A 19057-nucleotide genomic window follows, 5' to 3' on the forward strand; every position below is an offset into this window, starting at 1 on the left:
TCATCGCATTATCGCTCTGCCTCTTGTCGCTCGTAACGGCCGCTGTCACCGCCACCGTGCTGGCGATCAATGCCGAGCGCAGCGCAACCGAGCGCCAGGAAGCCAATATGCGGGTCGCGTGGAGCGTGCTCCAGCGCCACGGGCGCACGGCCGCTGTGGACGGGGATCTGCTATCGATCGACGGTCACGTCCTCAACGGCGATCACAGCGCCGTTGATCGGGTCAAGGAACTGGTGGGCGGCACCGCGACGATCTTCCGCGGTGACACCCGCATCGCCACCAACGTCAAAAACAAGGACGGCAGCCGCGCGACGGGCACCAAGCTGACGAGCGCGGCGGTGCGCCAGACCGTGCTGCGCGAAGGGCGCAACTATCGCGGGCGCGCCGATATTCTGGGCACAAACTATTTCACCGCCTATGATCCGATCAAGGATGCGAATGGCGCGGTCGTCGGCATCCTCTATGTCGGAATCCCGGCCGCCGACTTCCTCGCCAGCGTTCACGCGGTCCAGCGCAGCATCGCGATCGTCGCGGTGCTGGTAACGCTCTGCGCCGCGCTCGCCTGTCTCGCGGCGACGCGCAAGATGTTCCGCCCGCTCGGTGAGATGCGCCGCGCGATGACCGAGCTGGCAGACGGACGGCTGGATGTCGCGGTGCCCGGCACCGAGCGTCGCGACGAGATAGGCGCGATGGCAAAGGCGCTGGTCGTCTTTCGCGACGCGGGCGAAGCCAAGACGCGCGCCGATGCCGAGCAGCAGCAAGTCGTCGATACGCTTGCCAAGCAGCTTGCCGCGCTTGCCGACGGTCGCCTGACCCAGCGGCTCGGGCAGACGCTGCCGGCCAGCTACGCGGCGCTGGAAAGGGATTTCGATCGCGCCGTGTCGTCGATCCATGACGCTCTGCTGGGAATCAGCACCGGCAGCGAAACGGTCTATCGCTTCACCGCCGAACTGACGCAGGCCTCCGACGACCTGTCGTGCCGCACCGAGCAACAGGCGGCGAGCCTTGAGGAAACCGCTGCGGCGATGAGCGCGATTGCCGACACCGTGAACAATGCCGCGACCGGCGCCGCCAGTGCGCAGGAAGCGATGCACCGCGTCCATGGTGAAGCGCGCAACGGCGCGCAGGTCGTGCGTGAGGCGGTCGCGGCAATGGGGCGCCTGGAGCAGGCGTCAAACGAAATCTCGGAGATCATCGCGGTGATCGACGGAATTGCCTTTCAGACCAATCTTCTGGCGCTCAACGCGGGCGTTGAGGCGGCGCGCGCCGGCGATGCCGGCAAGGGCTTCGCGGTCGTCGCCAGCGAGGTGCGCGCGCTTGCCGGACGCTGTTCCGACGCAGCGACCGATGTTCGGCAGCGGATCGTGCTGAGCAGTCAGCAGGTCGAAGACGGCGTGCGGCTCGTCAACGACACCGGCGGCGCGCTCGACCGGATCACGACGCAGATCGGCGCGATCACTACGCAAGTGTCTCATATCGCTAGCAATGCCTCCGCGCAGGCGGAGGGTCTGCGTCAGATCGATCTTGCACTGGCGCAGATCGACGGCACTACGCAGCAGAACGCCGCGATGGTCGAGGAAGTGACCGCGGTCACCCGCAAGCTGGAGGCGCAGGCTGGCGCACTCGGCAGCCAGATCGCGCGCTTCGACGTTGCGCAGGCGCCCGTCCCGCTCGCACGTGCGGCGTAAGGGAGCGCCTCAATAGGCATTGAATGTGAACGGGATACGGAGCGTCGTCCGCACATCGGCGGCATCGTCGGTCGCGCCGACCTCGACGTTCCAGTTGAGCGTCGTGGTCGGCGAGGTGCGATAGCTGACGCCGAAAAGCAGGCGTCCGATCTGGAGGTCGCGGCTGAGGGCGGTGACGGGGTCGCTGAGTTCCTGCGTGGTTTGGTTGAGGGCACGGACGCGGGTTTTTGTGCCCAGCGCCCATGTCTGGGCATAGCCGAAGCTGATAGATGTGCGCGGATTCAAGGCAATAGCGATGCCGGCGCTGGCCGAGGGCTGGCTGCCCGGTGCGACGCGTTCGATGTACGTGGCGCCAATCTGGCGGTTTATGTCGCGCGCGAAGTTGTACGTGTAGCCCAGAGTCGCGAACAAAACCGCCGGATCGCTGGGCAAGATCGCGGTCAGGTTCGGTGTTACGGCCCAGAATCCCGCCCCCGTTGCGCCCTTCAGCGCATTGCCGAGCGCGTCACGCGGCACACGGAACGGATCGGTGCCGGTTGGTGCCACTGCCTGCACACCCGCGATCAGATAGGGCGCGCCGTTGGTCCCGTCGGTAAACTGGTACCGGAGGCCGAAGTCGATATCGCCGATATTGGCCCCGCTGACCGGACGATCGAGCTGACCGGCGTTCGGTTCGGACGGGTTGGCGACCGGCGCGAGCACCGACTTGTCGGAGCGGTAGACGAACGGCAGCCGCCCGTTGATCTCCAGCCGGCTGGTCAGCCCGAGCCGCCCGACCGTCCCGACCGTCAGCACGTCCTGGCGGCTCTGGTTGATGTCGAAGACGCCGATCAGCACCGCCTCCGGGATCTGCACGCCGCGGAACACCACCTGATTGCGGTCGGCGCGCGCATATTCGAAATTGACCTCGACCGTCGCACGCCCCGCCCTGGTGATGATGCCGCCCTGCTCCGACAGCACCGCCACCTGCACCTGACGCTGGTCGGAAGGCGCCTCGCCGACCGTCTGCACCTGCGTACCGGCGGACGGCGGCGCGGGCGGCGGTGAGGCCGGGAGCGGCACGCCACCCGGCGGCAGCGCGGTCTGCGCGACCTGCGCCCCCGTCACGCCGCCCCCGGACAGTCGCGCCTCCAGCCGGTCGATCCGGGCGCGCTGTTCGTCGAGCGCCCGCTGCTGGCGGTCCAGTTCCTGCCGCTCGACGGCGAGCGTGCGGCGCAGCTCGTCGCGATCATCCACGGCGGCCGGCACCGCCGCCGTGGCAGGTGAGACGGGCTGCTGCGCCGCCGCCGGAACGGCGATCAGGCCGAGGGAAAGAAATGCACTGGGGGCCGCCGGTCGCATCAATGTTGTTCCCTTCCCATTTGGCTCATCGCGGACCCGCAGCCTCGGTCGCGATCCGATTGACCAGCAACATTCCATTCATCAGCCCGGCGGGCAATCCGACGAGGTTGACGTTGACGGTGCTGACGGTGTCGATGACGCGATCGTTGGCGGTGTTCGAGATGACCGCTCCGGTCGCCTGCCCGACCAGATGCCGGATCTCGGTGGTCGGGGTCAGCAATTGCACCTGGCTGCCGCGTTCGTCGCTGGTCAGCCGGATGCTCCCCGAACTGGCATCGACCGCCGGGCCGTTCGCGACCACCGGCACCGGCGTCTGCCCCGACGCGTCAAGCCAGCCGGTCGTCGGGCCGGAGACAATGTTGACGCTGGCGGGCGCACCGGCGGCAGGCGCGGTGACGGTGGTGCCGGTCGGCGTCCGCGACACCGAAACCGTCGGCCAACTCTGGTCTCCCGTCTCGACGGTGACGGTGCCGGGCAACTGACTGGGACTGGTTCGCCCGTCGGTGAAGACGCGCACGCCCTGCGCCTCGCTCGAAAAGATCGTGTGCAGCGCCAGCACGCCGTCGATCCGCGTCTGGATGTCGATGCCGATCGCGACGTTCAGGCCGTTGGGAAGCATCAGGCCGCCCCGCATCGTCGCCAGCTCGCGATCGGGCACCCGCACCGGGGCGTCGGCGGCGACCGGCTCGGGAGCGGCGGCCAGCGCCGCGGCGATCAGCAACGCGATCGACATGTCAGAACTCTCCCAGGCGCGGGCGGGTGAGCGCGAGCTGCGCGCTTTCCAGCGGATCGGCGGACAGGAACGGGCGACCATGCGGCGCGCGCGCCAGATCGACGGGCATGTTGAAATGCGACTGCCCGACCGCGTCGCGCCCGCTGATGACGAAGAACACGCCGTTCCATTGCCTGGCGAACCGCCCGATCGTCTCGCGGCGTAATCCCAGCGAGGGGTCGCCGAGCAACAGCGTCTGATCGTCGATCCCCTTTACCACGACAAAGTGGCGGTAGCCGTCGAAGTCGATCAATGCGATGCCGGGCACACGCGCCTTCGCGATCTGCGCGATGCTGACCTTGAAGCCGTCCGCCGCGACGCCGCGCGCCGCGAGATAACGTTTCATGTCGAGCAGCGAGAAGCCGAGCCGCCGGATCTGCGCCTGATCGCCGTCGCGGAACATGCCGAGAAACACGCTCTGCTCGTTCTGCGGATCGTCGTAATGAAAGCGCAGCAGCGTCGCGAGCGCCGCCGATCCGCAGCTGAAGTCATATTGCTGGCGCACCACCGTCTCGAACCGACGCCCGATCAGGCTGGTGACGGGAACGGCGAAGTTAAGCGTCGGCGAAAAGTTTGTGACTGTCCCGCCCTCGGGCAACGGCATCGCGGTACAGCCGGCGGTCGCCAGCAGCGCCGCCGGCATCCACCGGCCAAGACGGAGTGGGTCGCGCATCGTTACTGGTTGATCGCGACGTTTACGTTGAGCGACGAATTGATGGAAACATTGTTTCCGGTGTTCGCGCTGAGCAACGACAGGCCGTTGAGGTTCTGGAAGGAACTGGGATCGAAGCTGATCGTCCCGGTTTCCGAATGGCCGTTCACGCTGTTGCCGCTGACCGTGCTGGTGTTCTGCGCGCGGATCACCTGCGACAGATCCGCCTGACCAGTGACCGCGCCAAGCTGTGCATTGTCGACGGGTGCCGCGGCACCGAACGGATTGGCATCGACCGATGGCGCGGTCTGGGCCGCTGCCGCGACCGGCACGGCGGCGGCGAGCAGGGCCGGGCCAATGAAAAGGATATGCATGTCCCGATCTCCCGATCGAACGACGGAAAAGGAGGAGGGGCGGCACCGCCACCCCTCCCCGCTCCCTGGTCTTATTGACCGCCGCCGAGGTTGATCGTGCCGGCGGCGACGCTGACGTTCACCGCCGAATTCTGCGATGCGCCCGCACCGGTGTTCATGTTGAGCGATTGCAGCCCGGCAAGGTTCTGGAACGCGCCGTCGCCCGTGGTCAGGCTATTATTGACCGAATTGGTCGCGCCGCCCGGGGTCTGGTTATAGTCGACCCGCACGCCGGTGACGTAGCTGGCGAGCGTCGCGGAGGAGACCACCGCGCTGGCCCCGAAGACGTTCGAGGTCGAGGCCGCGCCGGTTCCCGCCGATGCCGTGCCCGTGCTGCGCATCGAGTTGTCGGCGTAGCTGGCATCGCCGTTGGTCGCGACCGAGCCGCGGCCCGTGTTGCTGGCGGTGTTGCGACGATCCGAATTGTCGTTGGTCGACTGATTGCGGCTGTCGGTGGCGTCGCCATTGTTGGCGGCAACCTGCGCGCCGCTGGCCGAACTGGTCCGTGAGCGGTTCGAATTGTCCGAATTGTCGGTCGTGGACTGGTTACGGCTGTCCGTGGCCGAACCGCTGCCGTTGTTCGCGACCTGGGCGCCGCTCGCCGAGCTGGTCCGCGAACGGTTCGAGTTATCAGAATTGTCGGTGGTCGACTGGTTGCGGCTGTCGGTTGCCGAGCCGCTGCCATTCGAGGCGACCTGAGCGCCCGACGCCGATGTGGTCGTGGTGCTCGTATTGGTCGACTGGTTGCGGCTGTCGCTGGCGTTGCCGCCACCACTGGCCGCGACCTGCGCGCCGCTCGCAGAATTGTCGGTATTCGTGCTCGTCATGCGCGAATTGTTCGACTGGTCACGACTGTCGGTCGCCGAGCCACCGCCGTTGTTCGCGACCTGCGCGCCCGAAGCGGATGTGGTGGTCGACGTGTTGGTGGTCGACCGGTTGGAATTGTCGTTGTTCACCGTCGAGCGATCGGCATTGTCATTATAGGTATACGACCGGTCGGCATTGTCGGTGTTGGTGGTCGATTGATTGCGGTTGTCGGTGGCGGTGCTGCCGTTGTTGGCCGCGACCTGCGCCCCGCTGGCCGACGAGTTGGTCGTGCTGGTCGCCGTCGAACGGTTCGAATTGTCGGTGGTCGAGCGGTTCGAATTGTCGGTCGTCGACCGGTCGGCATTGTCGGTGCTGGTGTTGGTGGTCGACTGGTTGCGGCTGTCGGTCGCGCTACTGCCGTTGTTCGCCGCGACCTGCGCACCCGAGGCGCCGCTGCTGTCGGTGTTCGTGGTGGTGTTCGTGCGGGAGTTATTGGAATTGTCGGTGGACGAGCGGTCCGACTGGTCGCTCCAGTTCGAAGTCGACGTGGCGGTATTGTTGCTGTCGTTCATGGAATTGTTGGTGCGGGAATTGTTCGAATTGTCCATCGACGAACGGTTCGAATTGTCGGTCCACGAACGATCCGACGAGTCGGTCTGGGTGGTCGTCGCGGTGTTGTTGCTGTCGTTGGTCGAACTGTTGGTGTTGGTGGTGGTATAGGTGCTGCCGGGCTCGGTGGTTTGGGCGAAGGCGGGGGCGTTCCACGCCAGGACGGGGATCGATGCGGCGATCAGAAGACGCGATTTCATGGTGAGGCATCCCTTGTTGGCCGGTTGAGCCGGCGGTTTTTTCGAGCCCGGCAATCCTGCGGACCGAGCCGAATCGGGAATACCGTTAATCATTCATTCACCATTCCCCCCCTTCGCGGGCGACCGTTCCTCCCATTCGGCAATAGCGGCCACCCCCAAATGAGGGGGGTGCCCCTCGTGAATATTTCCCCTTGTTTCAAAACGGGATAGCCTGGATCGAATGACTTGCCCGCCAGTTGGCGTACAACAATCGAAACCCGGCGGTGGAATCGGGGATGACAGTGGAGAGGTAGTGCATTGTTGGCAGACAAAGATCTGCCCATGCTCTTTCGCGGAGCCGTTGCGCGCGCCGATCCGTTGGCGGAACGCGACGGAGAGAGCGTGCGGCATTCGATACAGGAACGGCGGGCGGAACGCATCGCGCGGTTTACTTTCGGTGACATGCATGAAGACGCGCTGGCCACGGCCGACGATGTCGCACTCGTCACCGGCCATTTCGCTCGGGCGCTTGGCGCGGAGGCCTGGGCGCTGACCGGCACGCACGAACAGGGCGCGTCCCGCTGTATCGTCGCCGAGGGACTAGACCACGACATTTGCGCCGCGCTGGTACAGATCGCCGACCGGATCGAAACCGGCTTCGGCCATCACGCGCCCGCCCCAATCTGGTGCGACCACCTGTCGACCGAGCATCCCGGCTCGGCACTGGTGATCCCGGTCCAGCGGATGCCGGGACAGCCCGGCGCGTTCGTCAATCTCGTCTTCCGATCGCCCGACGACGAGGCGCGGCGCGCGATTGAGGACCGCTGCCTGCGCGAATGGCCCAGCGTCGCGGCGTACTTCCGGCTGTGGGAAACCGCGCGGGCGGCGCAGCGCCGGATCGCAGGGATCGAGATCGGGCTGAACCTGGTGGCGATCGGGATCGTGCTGCTGTCGGGCGACGGGCATATCGTCTTCGCCAACGATACCGCGCGATCGCTGATGGACCGGCACGACGGCATCCGCGAACATCGCGGCCAGGTGCAGGCAACCGACCGCGCCGACGCGGCGGCCCTGTCCACCGCGATCGGCTGTGTGCTGTCGCAAAACGGCGCGGACGTGCCGCTGCTGATGCTGCACCGCGATGGCGGGCCGCCGCTGGTGACCTCCTTCGCGTCGATGCCGGCGTCCGAACAGTCGGATGAGGATGGCGCGTTGCTGTTCTTCGTCGATCCGGGGCTCGACATTCACCAGCTTGCCGAACCTGTGTGCAAGCTGTTCCGGCTGTCGCGCGTCGAAACCGAGCTGACGTGCCTGCTGGCATCCGGGCAGACGCTGGCCGCCGCGGCGCAGTCGCTCCACGTCAAGCTGGGAACCGCGCGCGGCTATCTAAAGCAGGTGTTCCTCAAGACCGGGAGCAACCGGCAGGTCGATCTGGTTCGCTTGATCTTCAGCAACCTGGTTCGCGCCGCGACCCACGACCATGTGCACCGACGCTGAGTGAATGGTCAGGCCAATATTTTGGTAGCGTTCTCTTGAAGTAGCCTACGAAGACGGCCCCACCCTTCGCGCCACTCCACTACCCCGTCAACCGCCCTGTCTCGTGCCGGCTCGCACTCGGCACAGCCTGACGTGTGTCAGGCCAAAAACGAGTTGACAGGTAAGGCATACCATAGGAAGTTAGCGCTATCAGTCGCCTGACCCCGGGCTTGCGGCAGGAACGGCAGTCGACCGTTCCGCCGGCAATCGTCTGATGGGGTCCGGGAACGGACGTGGAATGATCGAGGCGCTCCCGAAGAGGACGCATCGAGGGAGAGGATTGAACAAGATGAAGAGCCGCCATTTCGCTCGCGCCACCCGCGCGCTGCTGTTGAGCGCGACCGTGCTGGGCGCTGCGGTTTCGGCAGACGCGTCGGCGCAGGCGCTGCCGCCCACCGCGACCACCGCCCCCGCCGACGGGCAGGACAACGGCCCGGCCACCCCGCCGCTGCCGCAGACCGACGCCACGCAGGGCACCGTTGCAGAAGATATCGTCGTCACCGGCTATCGCTCGTCGCTGGCCAAGGCGACCGACTCGAAGCGCGCCTCGACCGGCTTCACCGACTCGATCTTCGCCGAGGATATCGGCAAGTTCCCCGACACCAACATCGCCGAGTCGTTCAACCGCATCCCCGGTATCACGATCACGCGCGACGTCACCGGCGAAGGCACCAACGTCGCGATCCGCGGCCTCGGCTCGAACTTCACCAACGTCACGCTGAACGGCGCGACGATCGCGGTGGCGTCATCGGGCGCGACCGACGCGCAGGGCACCGACCGCTCGGTCGACCTCAGCTTCTTCCCGACCGACCTGTTCACCAAGCTGACGGTCAACAAGAGCTATACCGCCGACCTGCTCGAAGGCGGCGCGGCGGGTAACATCGACCTGCGCTCGGCACGCCCGTTCGATCGCCAGACCGGGTTCCTCGCCTATAACATCCAAGGCACGAAGCAGTCGCCCGAGGACCGGATCGGCGCCCGCGGCTCGCTGATCGGCAGCTGGCGTAACGAGACGTTCGGCATCCTCGCGGGCGTGTCGGCACAGCGGCTGTTCACCGATACGCGCGGCTTCGAGACGATTGGCTATACCAACCCGGCGCTGACCGCGGCGCAGTGCGGCGCAAGCACGGGCTGCAACACCACCGGCGGCGGCAACTGGACGATCCCGGCGACGGTGCCGGTCGGCGCGGGCGCCGGGCTGGTCGCCGGCACGACGATCGACCGCGCCTTCCTGCTCGCCAACAATCCCGGCGCGACGATCCAGCAGATCGACAACGGCCTGCTGCCGCGCCTTGGCCGCTTCACCAGCATCCGCGGCCCGCGTGACCGCGTCAACGCGATCGTCAGCGCCGAATGGCAGCCGTCCGACACGCTGCATTTCTACATCGACGGCCTGTACGGCTATAAGAAGAACGAGCTGATCCGCGAGAACATGGCGTGGATCGTGCGCAACGGCGCGATCATCCCGACCAACCTGACCTTCGACAAGTCGGATTGCAGCGCGGGCTGCACCGTCACCGGCGGCACCTTCGCCAATGCGCAGTTCTTCAACGAATTCCGTCCGTATACCGAGACCACCAAGTTGTTCAGCGTCAATCCGGGCGGCGAATGGGAGATCTCGGACCGCCTGAAGCTGACGCTGCAGGGCAATTACGCGCGTTCGACCTTCCATCGTGAGAACCCGACCGTCGGCATGACCACGCCCCTGGGCGTCGGCAACACCGTCACTTACTCGAACGATGGCGGCATCCCGACGATCACCAGCGGGCTGGACCTCAACGATCCGAACAACTTCGGCTGGTACACCGGCAGCCGCGTCAGCGTGAACGACGAGCGCCGCGTCAACGAGAACAAGGGCTTCCGCGGCGATCTGATGTGGGGCGACAAGTCGCTGAACCTCAAGGTCGGCGGCGCCTATGACGACGTGTCGCGCCGCATCAGCGGCTTCGACAATACGCAGGCCTATCAGAACGCGGTTTGCGGCAACAATCCGAGCGTGACGCTGCCGTCGCCGAACACCCAGCCGCCGTGCGAAGGGCTCAACGCGCCCGGCGCCGCGCCGGCAGGCTATCCGACCTATCCGGGGCTCGGCACCGGATCGAGCGCCGGGGTCACCGGGCCGCTGACCTATGGCGGGTCGCTGGTGCCCAACAGCGCCGCACCCACCTACCTGCGTCCGGGCCCGGCCGGCTTCGTCACTGTCGACTTCCCGGCGTTCGCCGCCGCGACCAACTATCAGCAGTATCACGACAATGCGCCGGAGAGCGGCGGTTCGACGACCGGCGCCAGCGGCGGCCTGATCCGTGAAGTCGTCAAGTCGGCCTTCGCCACCGTCAATGGCGCACAGGAAGTCGGCGACAACATGCTGCGGTTCAACGTCGGCATCCGCTACGTCAACACGATCCAGACGATCGCGGGCCGCGTCTCGCTGCCCGATCCGCGCAACACCGGCGCGAACGGCGCATCGCTGCCGGACGGCAGCCGCTACCCGAACATCGTCAATATCGTCTCGACCCGCAACGTCTATGCCAAGTGGCTGCCGGCGGCGACCTTCGCCTATGACATCGGCGAACATGCGGTGGTGCGTGTCGCGGGTTCGCGCACGATGACCCGCCCCGATCCTTCGGCGCAGCTGCCGGGCGTGAACTTCGGTGCGCCGTCGGCGGATCAGGCGTCGATCGGCAACCCGGCCCTGGCGCCGTATCTGTCGACCAACCTCGACCTCGGCTTCGAATATTACACCGGCCGCGAGGGCGTCGTCAGCTTCAACGCGTTCCGCAAGTCGATCGAAGGCTTCACCACCACCCAGATCAACACGGTGCCGTTCTCGAACCTGGCGCAATACGGCATCACCTACGACACGCTGAACCCGACGCAGCAGATTGCGATCAACTCGCGTGGCGGGCCGACCGCGGCGCAGGTGCAGGTGACGTCGCAGGTCAACGTGCCCAACAAGCTGACGATCAACGGGCTTGAGTTCCAGTGGGTGCAGCCGCTCGACTTCCTGACCCGGATGATCGGCGTGACCGGCTTCGGCTTCAACGCCAATGCCACGATCGTCGACCAGCGCAGCGATGGCCCGGCGGTGGCGTTCGGTGTCGCGCCGTTCACGTACAACATCACCGGCTATTACGAAAAGCACGGCGTGATGCTGCGTGTCTCGACCACGTCGCGGCAGGGATCGCAGAACAGCGGCGCGGCGCAGAACGGTATTCCGGCGGCGGCGCTGTACGGGACGGACTATACGACCTACGATTTCTCGTCGTCGTTTGATCTCGACAAGCTGCTCGGCATCCCCGGTGCGCCGCAGTTGACCTTCAACGTCGCCAACTTCACCGATGCGACGCTGCGCTCGTACTTTCAGTTCGAGAACGCCACCTTCACGCAGTACAAGCCCGGTCGCCAGTTCCTGATCGGCCTGCGCGGGACGTTCTAGGAGCGTCGACACCCCGGATCCTCGACACGCTCGGGAGAGCCCTGATCCGTGGTCCCGCTTCTTACCGACGGAGGTGAGAAGCGGGACCACGGATCAGGTCCGGGGTGACGAGGAAGGTTTGCGATCGGCCCGAACAAACAGGAACACCTCGTTATGAGCGCGATCGACGATGCGGTCTCCCGGCGCGCGATGCTCGGCGCGGCGACCTTCAGCGCAATGCTGGCCGCCGTTCCCGCGCGCGGCCTCGCGGCGGGCCAGAATGCGGCGGCACCCGATCCCCGCACCGCCTTTCCGCTGATTCAGGGCAGCCGGGTTGCTGCCGTCATCGTCGATCATGAGGCGGACAGCGCGGTCCAACGCGTCGCCGCCAGTCTCGCCGATGATCTTGCCCGCGTTGCGGGCACGCGCGCGAAACCCGTCCGCCAACGGGTCGACGGCGCAAGCGGCCCGGTCGTCCTCATCGGCGTGCTCGGGCAGAGCGCAACGATCGATGCGCTGGTCGCGGCCGGCAAGATCGCCGCCGACGACCTGCGCGGCGAGTGGGAAGCCTTTCGTCAGATCGTCGTCGACCGTCCATGGCCGAACGTGCCGCGCGCGCTGGTGATCGTTGGCGCCGACCGGCGCGGCGCGGTGTTCGGCAGCTATGACGTGTCGGAACGGATCGGCGTCTCGCCGTGGCACTGGTTCGCCGACGTGCCGGTCGCGCGCCGCAAGGAGGTGCTGTTCCCCGCCGGCTCGCACCGCGACCAGCCGAAGGTTCGCTACCGCGGCTTCTTCATCAACGACGAGGACCCCTGCCTGAAGGGCTGGGCAATCAAGAAGTTCGGCGGCGTCAATTCGGCGATGTACGCGCACGTCTTCGAGCTGCTGCTCCGCATGAAGGGCAATTATCTGTGGCCCGCGATGTGGGGCAAGGCGTTCGCCGACGACGATCCGAAAAGCATGGTGCTGGCGGACGCGATGGGCGTGGTGATGGGCAATTCGCACCACGAACCGATGCTGCGCGCGCAGGCGGAGTGGCATCGCCACAAGGAAGACCCGACGCGCGGCGGCGCGTGGGACTATACGAAGAACACCGCCAACCTGCGCACCTTCTGGCGGGGTGGCATCGAGCGGATGATGTCGAAGGGGGATGGCAAGGGCTATGAGTCGGTCGTCACCGTCGGGATGCGCGGTGACGGCGACGAGGCAATGGCGGAGGGCACCGCGACCGAATTGCTCGAACGCGTCGTTGCGGATCAGCGCGCGATCATCGCCGAGGTCACGCAGCGCCCCGCCAGCGAGACGCCACAGGTGTGGGCGCTCTACAAGGAAGTGCAGGATTATTACGACAAGGGCATGAAGGTGCCCGACGATGTCACCCTGTTGTTCTCGGACGACAATTGGGGGCAGATCCGTCGCCTGCCCGATGCCGGTGCCGCCCCGCGCAAAGGCGGTTACGGCATCTATTATCACTTCGATTACGTCGGCGTGCCGCGCAACTACAAATGGATCAACACCAACCAGATCGAGAAGGTCTGGCAACAGATGGATCTCGCCTATCGCGGCGGGGTGCAGACGATGTGGATCGTCAACGTCGGCGACATCAAGCCGATGGAATATCCGCTCGGCTTCTTCCTGAAGATGGCGTGGAATCCGGAGGCGATGACCCCGCAGGCGCTGGCCGACTATCCGCGCGACTGGGCGACGGCGACGTTCGGCGCGGCGCAGGCGGCGGCGATCGGCGCGATCGTCACCGACTACAGCCGCTATGCCGCGCGGCGGAAGCCCGAGTTGATCGACCAGAACAGCTTCCCGCTCGGTGGCGTCACCACGACCGAACTCGACGGCGGTCCGTTCGGTGCGATGGTCGCCGAATGGGACGATCTGGAGCGGCGGATGCTTGCGGCACGCGCGACGCTGTCACCCGACCAGCTCAACGCGTATTTCCAGTTGGTCGAACATCCCGTCGCGGCGATGGCGAACCTCTACCGGCTCTATTACGCCGCGGCGTGGAACCAGCGGCTGACCAGCAGCAACGACCCGCGCGCGAACTACTTCGCCGATCAGGTCGAGGCGACCTTCCGCCGCGACGCCGAGCTGACCCGACAATATCACGCAATCAACGGCGGCAAGTGGGACGGCATGATGGCGCAGGTCCACATGAGCTACGTCACGTGGAACGATCCCACGCAGCAATCCATGCCCAGCATCACCCGTGTCGCCGCGGACACGCCGCTGTCTGAACGCTCGCGCCAGCCGCGCTTCGTCGCGCCGACGGCCGGTCGCAAGGGGATCGTATCGATGGAGGCGACCGCGTTCAGCCGGACGCGCGGCGCGCGCGGGCTGCGCTGGACCGCGATCCCGCATCTCGGCAGGACACAGGGCGCGATGGTCGCGCTGCCACAGGGCCGCGCCGCGACCCGCGCCGAGGACCAGATCGCGCTCGACTACGACGTGACGCTCGACAGCGGCGGGGTCGCCCACCTCGCGCTGCATCTCGCCCCCACGCTCGACACCACGGGGGGCAAGGGCGTGCGCGTCGCGGTGGCGCTGGACGGCGGCCCTGCGCAGATCCTGCAAGCGCGGCTGGAAGCCACCGGCGGCGCGCAGGATACGCCCCCGAAACAGGCGTGGGCCGCGGCGGTGCGCGACAATGTCGTCGTGCTGACGGCGGATCTTGGCACCGTTAGCCCCGGCAAGCACACGATCCGCGTGGCGCGAGTCGACGACAATGTCGCGCTTGAGCGGGTCGAGCTAAGTATAGGATAGTCAGAGCAGATTTCGGAGTTGTGGTCGGAGCCGATCGCGTGTGCGCTAAATCAGGCGGAGACGGGTACGTCGCTCCCAGAGGTGATCGGCCGGATGCGAGTTTTGAAGCAGACCTTTCACCACTTGACGTAGGTGTTTGGCGGGCCAGGCTCAGAACTTGTCAAATAGCTTTCGCGGTCGAGGTAAGATTCATTCATTTGCGGCCGAGGAACTGTCAGTGAGTGACCTGTCCTCGACGTTTCGCAGGCTCAGCCAAAAGCGCATGTACATGAGCACCAACGGCCGGATCACCTCGGGCGGCGAGTTGAGATAGCTGAACGGCGAGGCTGGCTCGCGCGGGCGGGGCGTGGTCCGCCTTACCCTCACCTGATTACACGCAGGTGCATCCAACTTGACGGTGTTCGATTGCTCGCCGCACACCTCAACCGCCCGAGACTTGCCGAAGTCTCCACCCAAAAAGAAGGTAGAGCGACGATCATCAGCTACTGAAACTTGGCATCGCGGGAGAGTCGCCACCACGAACAAAAAACGCCACAAGGTCGACCGACGAAGTATTGCGAAAGGCGTGAGGCAGTCCGACGGGTACGCTTAAAGTATCTCCGGCTCCCATCATGATCGCGCCACCTTGCCAACTGACTTCCAGCGTTCCTTCGTGAACGAAGATAACTTCGACTTCGGATCGGGCGTGGAGAGGAATATAGGCGCCGGTTGCCATGGTCAGGCGGCGCAGGTTGAAGCCATGCGGCCACCAGCCGGCGATCGGCCCCGCCGGGAAGCCGTCGTTCGTGGCGACAGGGGTAATGATCGGTGCCTCTTCCACGCCATCGCGTGCCAGGGGTGACGCTGGATTACCGGCCATCGCGTCCGCCGGGACCACGCACTCTAACAGTTTTTCGATCGGCGGTGTCTTCAACGCGGCGACGGTGTCGTCTCCGGTGGCATCGGCCAGTTCGACGTTCTGCAGGACGTAGTCACCCTGCGACGTGTCGATCAGGCGGCCACCCTTGGCAAGCTTCAGCCCGTGATCCGCCGCGGCCTCGAACACCGCGGGTGCCCAGGTGACCTTGCCGGGATCGTCCTCCCCCAGCACGGTGAAGAGGAAGCCGACACCCTCGTCCAGCTTTTCGAAGCCGCGGAACATGTGGATCGGCACCGACGCGACGTCGCCGGGGCCGATGTCGATCGAGCCGTCTTCCTTGTTGGGGCCGAAAGGCAGCCGCCAGTGCCCGGAGTGGACGACGAAAACCTCCGCGGTGTCGTGGCTGTGCTGAGAATTGACACACCCGAACGGCTGACGCGCGGCGCCGATGTTGAACCCGTGGCGTTCGGTGATGTGGACGTGCTGGTCGGCGCTTTCCGACACACCCGCACCGATGATCGTGAAGTTCTCCTTCTCGGTCGATCCCGGCGTGCGGGTATCGATGAAGGCGGTGCGGCACGGCACCAGATCGGCATAGCGCACCAGGCGGCCTTTCATGGCTTCCTCAGTCCAGTTCACGTCCATCTCCCGTCGCGGTAAATGATCTTGCATCCGAATGCAGAACAGCTAGACCAGCTGCGACCCGCATGCAAGGAGGCACTGGCGAGCGCGTGACATCCCTCGATCGTACCCCGACCATGCGCTTCGACAGGCCGGCCGCGATTCCGCTGGTGCTGCTGCCGGGGACGCTGTGCGACGAGCGACTGTTCGCACCGCTGATCGCGCGGCTGGCGGGGCGCGAGATGACGGTACTGCCGGTCGACGGCGGCCAGCCGGCGGCGGTTGCCACCGCATTGCTGGCGCGTGCGCCGGCGCACTTCGCTTTGCTCGGCTTCTCGCTGGGCGGGCTGGTCGCATTGGAAATGGCGCTGTTGGCCCCCGACCGCGTGCGCGGCCTGGCGCTGGTGAACAGCAACGCACGCGCGCGCGACGAGCGGGCGCCCCCGCACCCCGGCCCGCCCGCAGCCGCTGTCGAGGCGATCTGGCCTCGCGCGATCGGACCGGACCACCGCGCGGACAACGACCTGCGCGCGTTGCTGGACGCGATGGCGGCTGCGATCGGCCCGGACAAGCATGCCGCGCAGGAACGACTGGCATGCGCGCGCACCGACAAGCGCGGGCGGCTAGGGCAATTGACCATGCCCGCACTGGTGATCGGCGGCTCGCAGGACGCCTTGTGTCCGCCAGCGGTGCAGCACGAGCTGGCCGATGGCCTGCCCGACGCCGTGCTGACGCTGATCGACGGGGTAGGTCATTTCGCACCGCTCGAGTCGCCCGCCCACGTCGCTGCGCAGGTTGCGACATGGCTGGCGCGGGTCGATCATGCCGGCGATGCCGCCCCCCTCCCCGCTTCCCCGTTTCGTACAGGAGACGACATGACGAAGACCGACACGCCCGCGCCGTCCGGCGGCAACGCCGCCGCGACCCGGAAAGACAGCGCGACCGGCACGGTGCTGCAGGTGGAGCGCCGGGATTTCACCGAACTGGTGCCGACCGATCGCGAACGTGTGCAGGGGATGCGGGGCTTTGATCCGATCTACACCGATATCGTCGACTATATCGTCCGCTGTACGCACCGGATCTGGGACGAGCGCGACGTCGGGTTGATCTACACCCACTACACCCACAATTGCGTCGCCTATACGACAATGGGGACGATGTATGATCGCGAGACGCATATCCGCGACACGATCCAGCGACTGGTAGAATTCCCCGACCGGCGCGGGCTGGCGCAGCAGGTGATCTGGCGCGGCGATGACCAGGACGGCTTCTACACCAGCCACATGACGCACGGTCAGGGGCGCCATTCGCAATATGGCATGTACGGGAAGCCGACCGGGCGCACCTTCCTGACCCGCACGGTGGCGGACTGCATGATCCTGGAGAACAAGATCTACAAGGAGTGGATCGTCCGCGACAACATGGGGCCGGTGATTCAGCTCGGGCTCGATCCGCACGCCTATGCGCAGGACATTGCGGTGCGCAAGTTCGAGGCGGGCGAGCCGATCATGGAGGTGGTCGAGAACCGTCGACTGCTGGGGCAATATCCGCCGGAAACCGAAGCGGACACATCGATCGCGCACAATGACGGCGAGGCGCAGCTGCTGCGCGACCTGCACCACATCTACAATAAGCGGATGTTCGGGCGCATTCACGATCTGTACGCCCCTAATTGCCAGTGGCACGGCCCGCTGATGCGCGAATATTACGGCGTCGCAGCGGTGTTGCAGCAGACGATGCGGCTGATCGCGCTGATCCCGGACGGTTATTATGTGCCGCAGCACATCTGCTCGGTCGAGAGTGAGGAAGGCGGAACCAAATATGCGGTGCGCTGGACGCTGGACGGGCATCATCTCGGCTACGGCCCGCTCGGTGCGCCGACCGGCCACCCGCTGTTCGTGATGGGCGTCACGCACTTCCACATCCGCGACGGCAAGATCATCGACGAATGGGCCGTCTATGACGAGCTGTCGATGCTGGCGCAGGTGAAGTTGGCGGCGCTGCAACGCGCAGCCGGCTGAGCGCGGCGGAGCGATGGGCGCGCGGCGGGACGACATACAGGCGTTCCTGGCGGCTTGCGCGGCGGGACGGACCGGGTCCGTCGCGGCGGTCGCCGCCGGTCTGGCAAGGATCGCGGCGCTGGATCGGGCGGGTGTTGCGCTCGCCGCGATGCTGCGCGTCATGCCCGATGCTACGGATGTCGCGCGCGACCGCGATCGCGCGCGACGCGACGGCGCCGCGCCCGGCCCGTTGCACGGCGTGCCAATCGTCGTGAAGGACAATATCGACCTGCTCGGCACGCCGACCAGCTCGGGATGCCGCGCGCTGGCCGATGCGATGCCATGGCGTACCGCTCCGGCGCTGGCCACGCTGGTCGACGCGGGAGCGGTGGTCGTCGGCAAGACCAACCTGTCCGAATTCTCGTTCGAGATCCGCTCGCGCAGTTCGCTGGGCGGCGACACCCGCAATCCGTTTGCGCCGACGGCGACCTCGGGCGGGTCAAGCGGCGGTACCGCGGTCGCGGTTGCGGCAGGGTATGCGCTGGCGGGGCTCGGGACCGACACCGGCGGCTCGATCCGCGTCCCCGCCGCCTATAACGGGCTGGTCGGGCTGCGTCCCACCTGGGGCGCGATCGCGACCGACGGGGTCGCGCCCCTCGCGCCGTCGACCGACACGGTCGGCACGATCACGCGCAGCGTGGCCGATGCCGCGACGATGTTCGCTCTCCTTGCCGCCCGCGACCCGTCCGGTGGTCGCCCCGCAGCGGGGATGCGGGTCGGCATCCTCTGGCAGTTGCCGGGTCCCGCGCCTGACGGCATCGATCGTGCGGCAGCTGCCTTGCACGCGGCCGGGGTGGCCGTGGAGCAGGCGCCGGACCTTCCCGCTGACCTGATCCCCGGCGGCGATCACATCGTCGATGAGGAATTCGGGCCGGCCTTCGATCGATATCTTCGCACCGCCTTCCATCCCGGGACCGCTCCCGCCTCGCTGCCCGACCTGATCGCGGGCGGACACTATCTTCGCGAGTATGACGCCGTTCTGCGCGCGCGCGCCGCGCCGCGCAGCCCCGCGGTGCGCGCGACGATCCTCCAGCGTCATAAGGCGTTGCGATCGGCGCTGGCGGCGATCGTCGCGGACGGCGGTTACGACGCACTGCTGTACGCGCCCTCGGCGGTGCTGCCGCGGTCGATGGACAATCCCAAGGGCGGGTGGGCGCCGGAACTTGCGGCATGTAGCGGCTGGCCCGCGCTCGCGCTGCCGGTCGGGCGGACCGCGCGCGGCATGCCGCTGTCGGTCGAACTGCTGGCCCCCGCCGATGAGGAGGCGGTGTTGTTCACGCTGGGTGCCGCGATCGAGGACGGTGCGGGCAGCCGCCCCGTCCCCGATCTGTAG

12 protein-coding genes are annotated in these 19057 nt (G+C 66.5%); 6 read left to right on the plus strand and 6 right to left on the minus strand.

The features are described from left to right. Nucleotides 1–23: 23 nt before the first annotated feature. Nucleotides 24–1688 carry a methyl-accepting chemotaxis protein gene (locus tag ACI2JO_RS04530; protein WP_404719532.1) on the plus strand — a complete coding sequence of 555 codons (1665 nt, stop codon included), beginning with the start codon at nt 24–26 and terminating at the stop codon, nt 1686–1688. Nucleotides 1689–1697: 9 nt separating this feature from the next. On the opposite strand, the gene ACI2JO_RS04535 is transcribed toward ACI2JO_RS04530, so the two are convergent. The 5 genes from ACI2JO_RS04535 to ACI2JO_RS04555 form a co-directional block, all read right to left on the minus strand. After that, on the minus strand, nt 1698–3029 hold the full coding sequence (locus ACI2JO_RS04535; protein WP_404719533.1) for a hypothetical protein: 1332 nt from the start codon (nt 3027–3029) through the stop codon (nt 1698–1700). Between the two features lie 25 nt (nt 3030–3054). After that, nucleotides 3055–3762: a hypothetical protein gene (locus ACI2JO_RS04540; RefSeq protein ID WP_404719534.1), complete on the minus strand. Its 708-nt coding sequence runs from the start codon at nt 3760–3762 to the stop codon at nt 3055–3057. A gap of 1 nt (nt 3763) precedes the next feature. Then, nucleotides 3764–4474 (minus strand): C39 family peptidase, encoded by a 711-nt coding sequence (locus ACI2JO_RS04545; RefSeq protein WP_404719535.1) that lies wholly within the window; start codon nt 4472–4474, stop codon nt 3764–3766. Between the two features lie 2 nt (nt 4475–4476). Next, on the minus strand, nt 4477–4827 hold the full coding sequence (locus ACI2JO_RS04550) for a hypothetical protein (protein WP_404719536.1): 351 nt from the start codon (nt 4825–4827) through the stop codon (nt 4477–4479). A gap of 71 nt (nt 4828–4898) precedes the next feature. Continuing rightward, complete coding sequence (locus ACI2JO_RS04555; protein ID WP_404719537.1) at nt 4899–6482, minus strand: beta strand repeat-containing protein; 1584 nt, start codon at nt 6480–6482, stop codon at nt 4899–4901. A 321-nt stretch (nt 6483–6803) separates the two neighbouring features. Between ACI2JO_RS04555 and ACI2JO_RS04560 the strand changes: the two genes are divergently transcribed. From ACI2JO_RS04560 to ACI2JO_RS04570, 3 genes are all read left to right on the plus strand, one after another. Next, on the plus strand, nt 6804–7958 hold the full coding sequence (locus tag ACI2JO_RS04560) for a helix-turn-helix transcriptional regulator (RefSeq protein WP_404719538.1): 1155 nt from the start codon (nt 6804–6806) through the stop codon (nt 7956–7958). Nucleotides 7959–8286: 328 nt separating this feature from the next. Next, complete coding sequence (locus ACI2JO_RS04565; protein ID WP_404719539.1) at nt 8287–11433, plus strand: TonB-dependent receptor; 3147 nt, start codon at nt 8287–8289, stop codon at nt 11431–11433. A gap of 153 nt (nt 11434–11586) precedes the next feature. After that, nucleotides 11587–14184, plus strand: a complete 2598-nt coding sequence (locus ACI2JO_RS04570) for a glycosyl hydrolase 115 family protein (protein WP_404719540.1) — start codon at nt 11587–11589, stop codon at nt 14182–14184. Between the two features lie 478 nt (nt 14185–14662). Here the strand turns inward: ACI2JO_RS04570 and ACI2JO_RS04575 are convergent, their stop codons facing one another. After that, the gene (locus ACI2JO_RS04575) at nt 14663–15682 is read right to left on the minus strand and encodes a cupin domain-containing protein (RefSeq protein WP_404719541.1); all 1020 of its coding nucleotides are present in this window, start codon (nt 15680–15682) and stop codon (nt 14663–14665) included. A gap of 92 nt (nt 15683–15774) precedes the next feature. Here ACI2JO_RS04575 and ACI2JO_RS04580 point away from each other — a divergent pair, with 92 nt between their 5' ends. Continuing rightward, entirely contained in the window at nt 15775–17685 is a 1911-nt protein-coding gene (locus ACI2JO_RS04580; RefSeq protein ID WP_404719542.1) for an alpha/beta fold hydrolase, read from the plus strand. A 13-nt stretch (nt 17686–17698) separates the two neighbouring features. Next, nucleotides 17699–19057, plus strand: a complete 1359-nt coding sequence (locus ACI2JO_RS04585) for an amidase (RefSeq protein ID WP_404719543.1) — start codon at nt 17699–17701, stop codon at nt 19055–19057.

Origin of the sequence: Sphingomonas sp. NPDC079357 (assembly GCF_044901155.1) — a bacterium.
GTDB lineage: Bacteria > Pseudomonadota > Alphaproteobacteria > Sphingomonadales > Sphingomonadaceae > Sphingomonas.

What these genes read in the sequence shown, in the direction of transcription:
- ACI2JO_RS04535 (WP_404719533.1), bottom strand. Translation starts at nt 3,029, where the DNA reads ATGCGACCGGCGGCCCCCAGTGCATTTCTTTCCCTCGGCCTGATCGCC.
- ACI2JO_RS04540 (WP_404719534.1), bottom strand. Translation starts at nt 3,762, where the DNA reads ATGTCGATCGCGTTGCTGATCGCCGCGGCGCTGGCCGCCGCTCCCGAG.
- ACI2JO_RS04545 (WP_404719535.1), bottom strand. Translation starts at nt 4,474, where the DNA reads ATGCGCGACCCACTCCGTCTTGGCCGGTGGATGCCGGCGGCGCTGCTG.
- ACI2JO_RS04550 (WP_404719536.1), bottom strand. Translation starts at nt 4,827, where the DNA reads ATGCATATCCTTTTCATTGGCCCGGCCCTGCTCGCCGCCGCCGTGCCG.
- ACI2JO_RS04555 (WP_404719537.1), bottom strand. Translation starts at nt 6,482, where the DNA reads ATGAAATCGCGTCTTCTGATCGCCGCATCGATCCCCGTCCTGGCGTGG.
- ACI2JO_RS04560 (WP_404719538.1), top strand. Translation starts at nt 6,804, where the DNA reads ATGCTCTTTCGCGGAGCCGTTGCGCGCGCCGATCCGTTGGCGGAACGC.
- ACI2JO_RS04565 (WP_404719539.1), top strand. Translation starts at nt 8,287, where the DNA reads ATGAAGAGCCGCCATTTCGCTCGCGCCACCCGCGCGCTGCTGTTGAGC.
- ACI2JO_RS04570 (WP_404719540.1), top strand. Translation starts at nt 11,587, where the DNA reads ATGAGCGCGATCGACGATGCGGTCTCCCGGCGCGCGATGCTCGGCGCG.
- ACI2JO_RS04585 (WP_404719543.1), top strand. Translation starts at nt 17,699, where the DNA reads ATGGGCGCGCGGCGGGACGACATACAGGCGTTCCTGGCGGCTTGCGCG.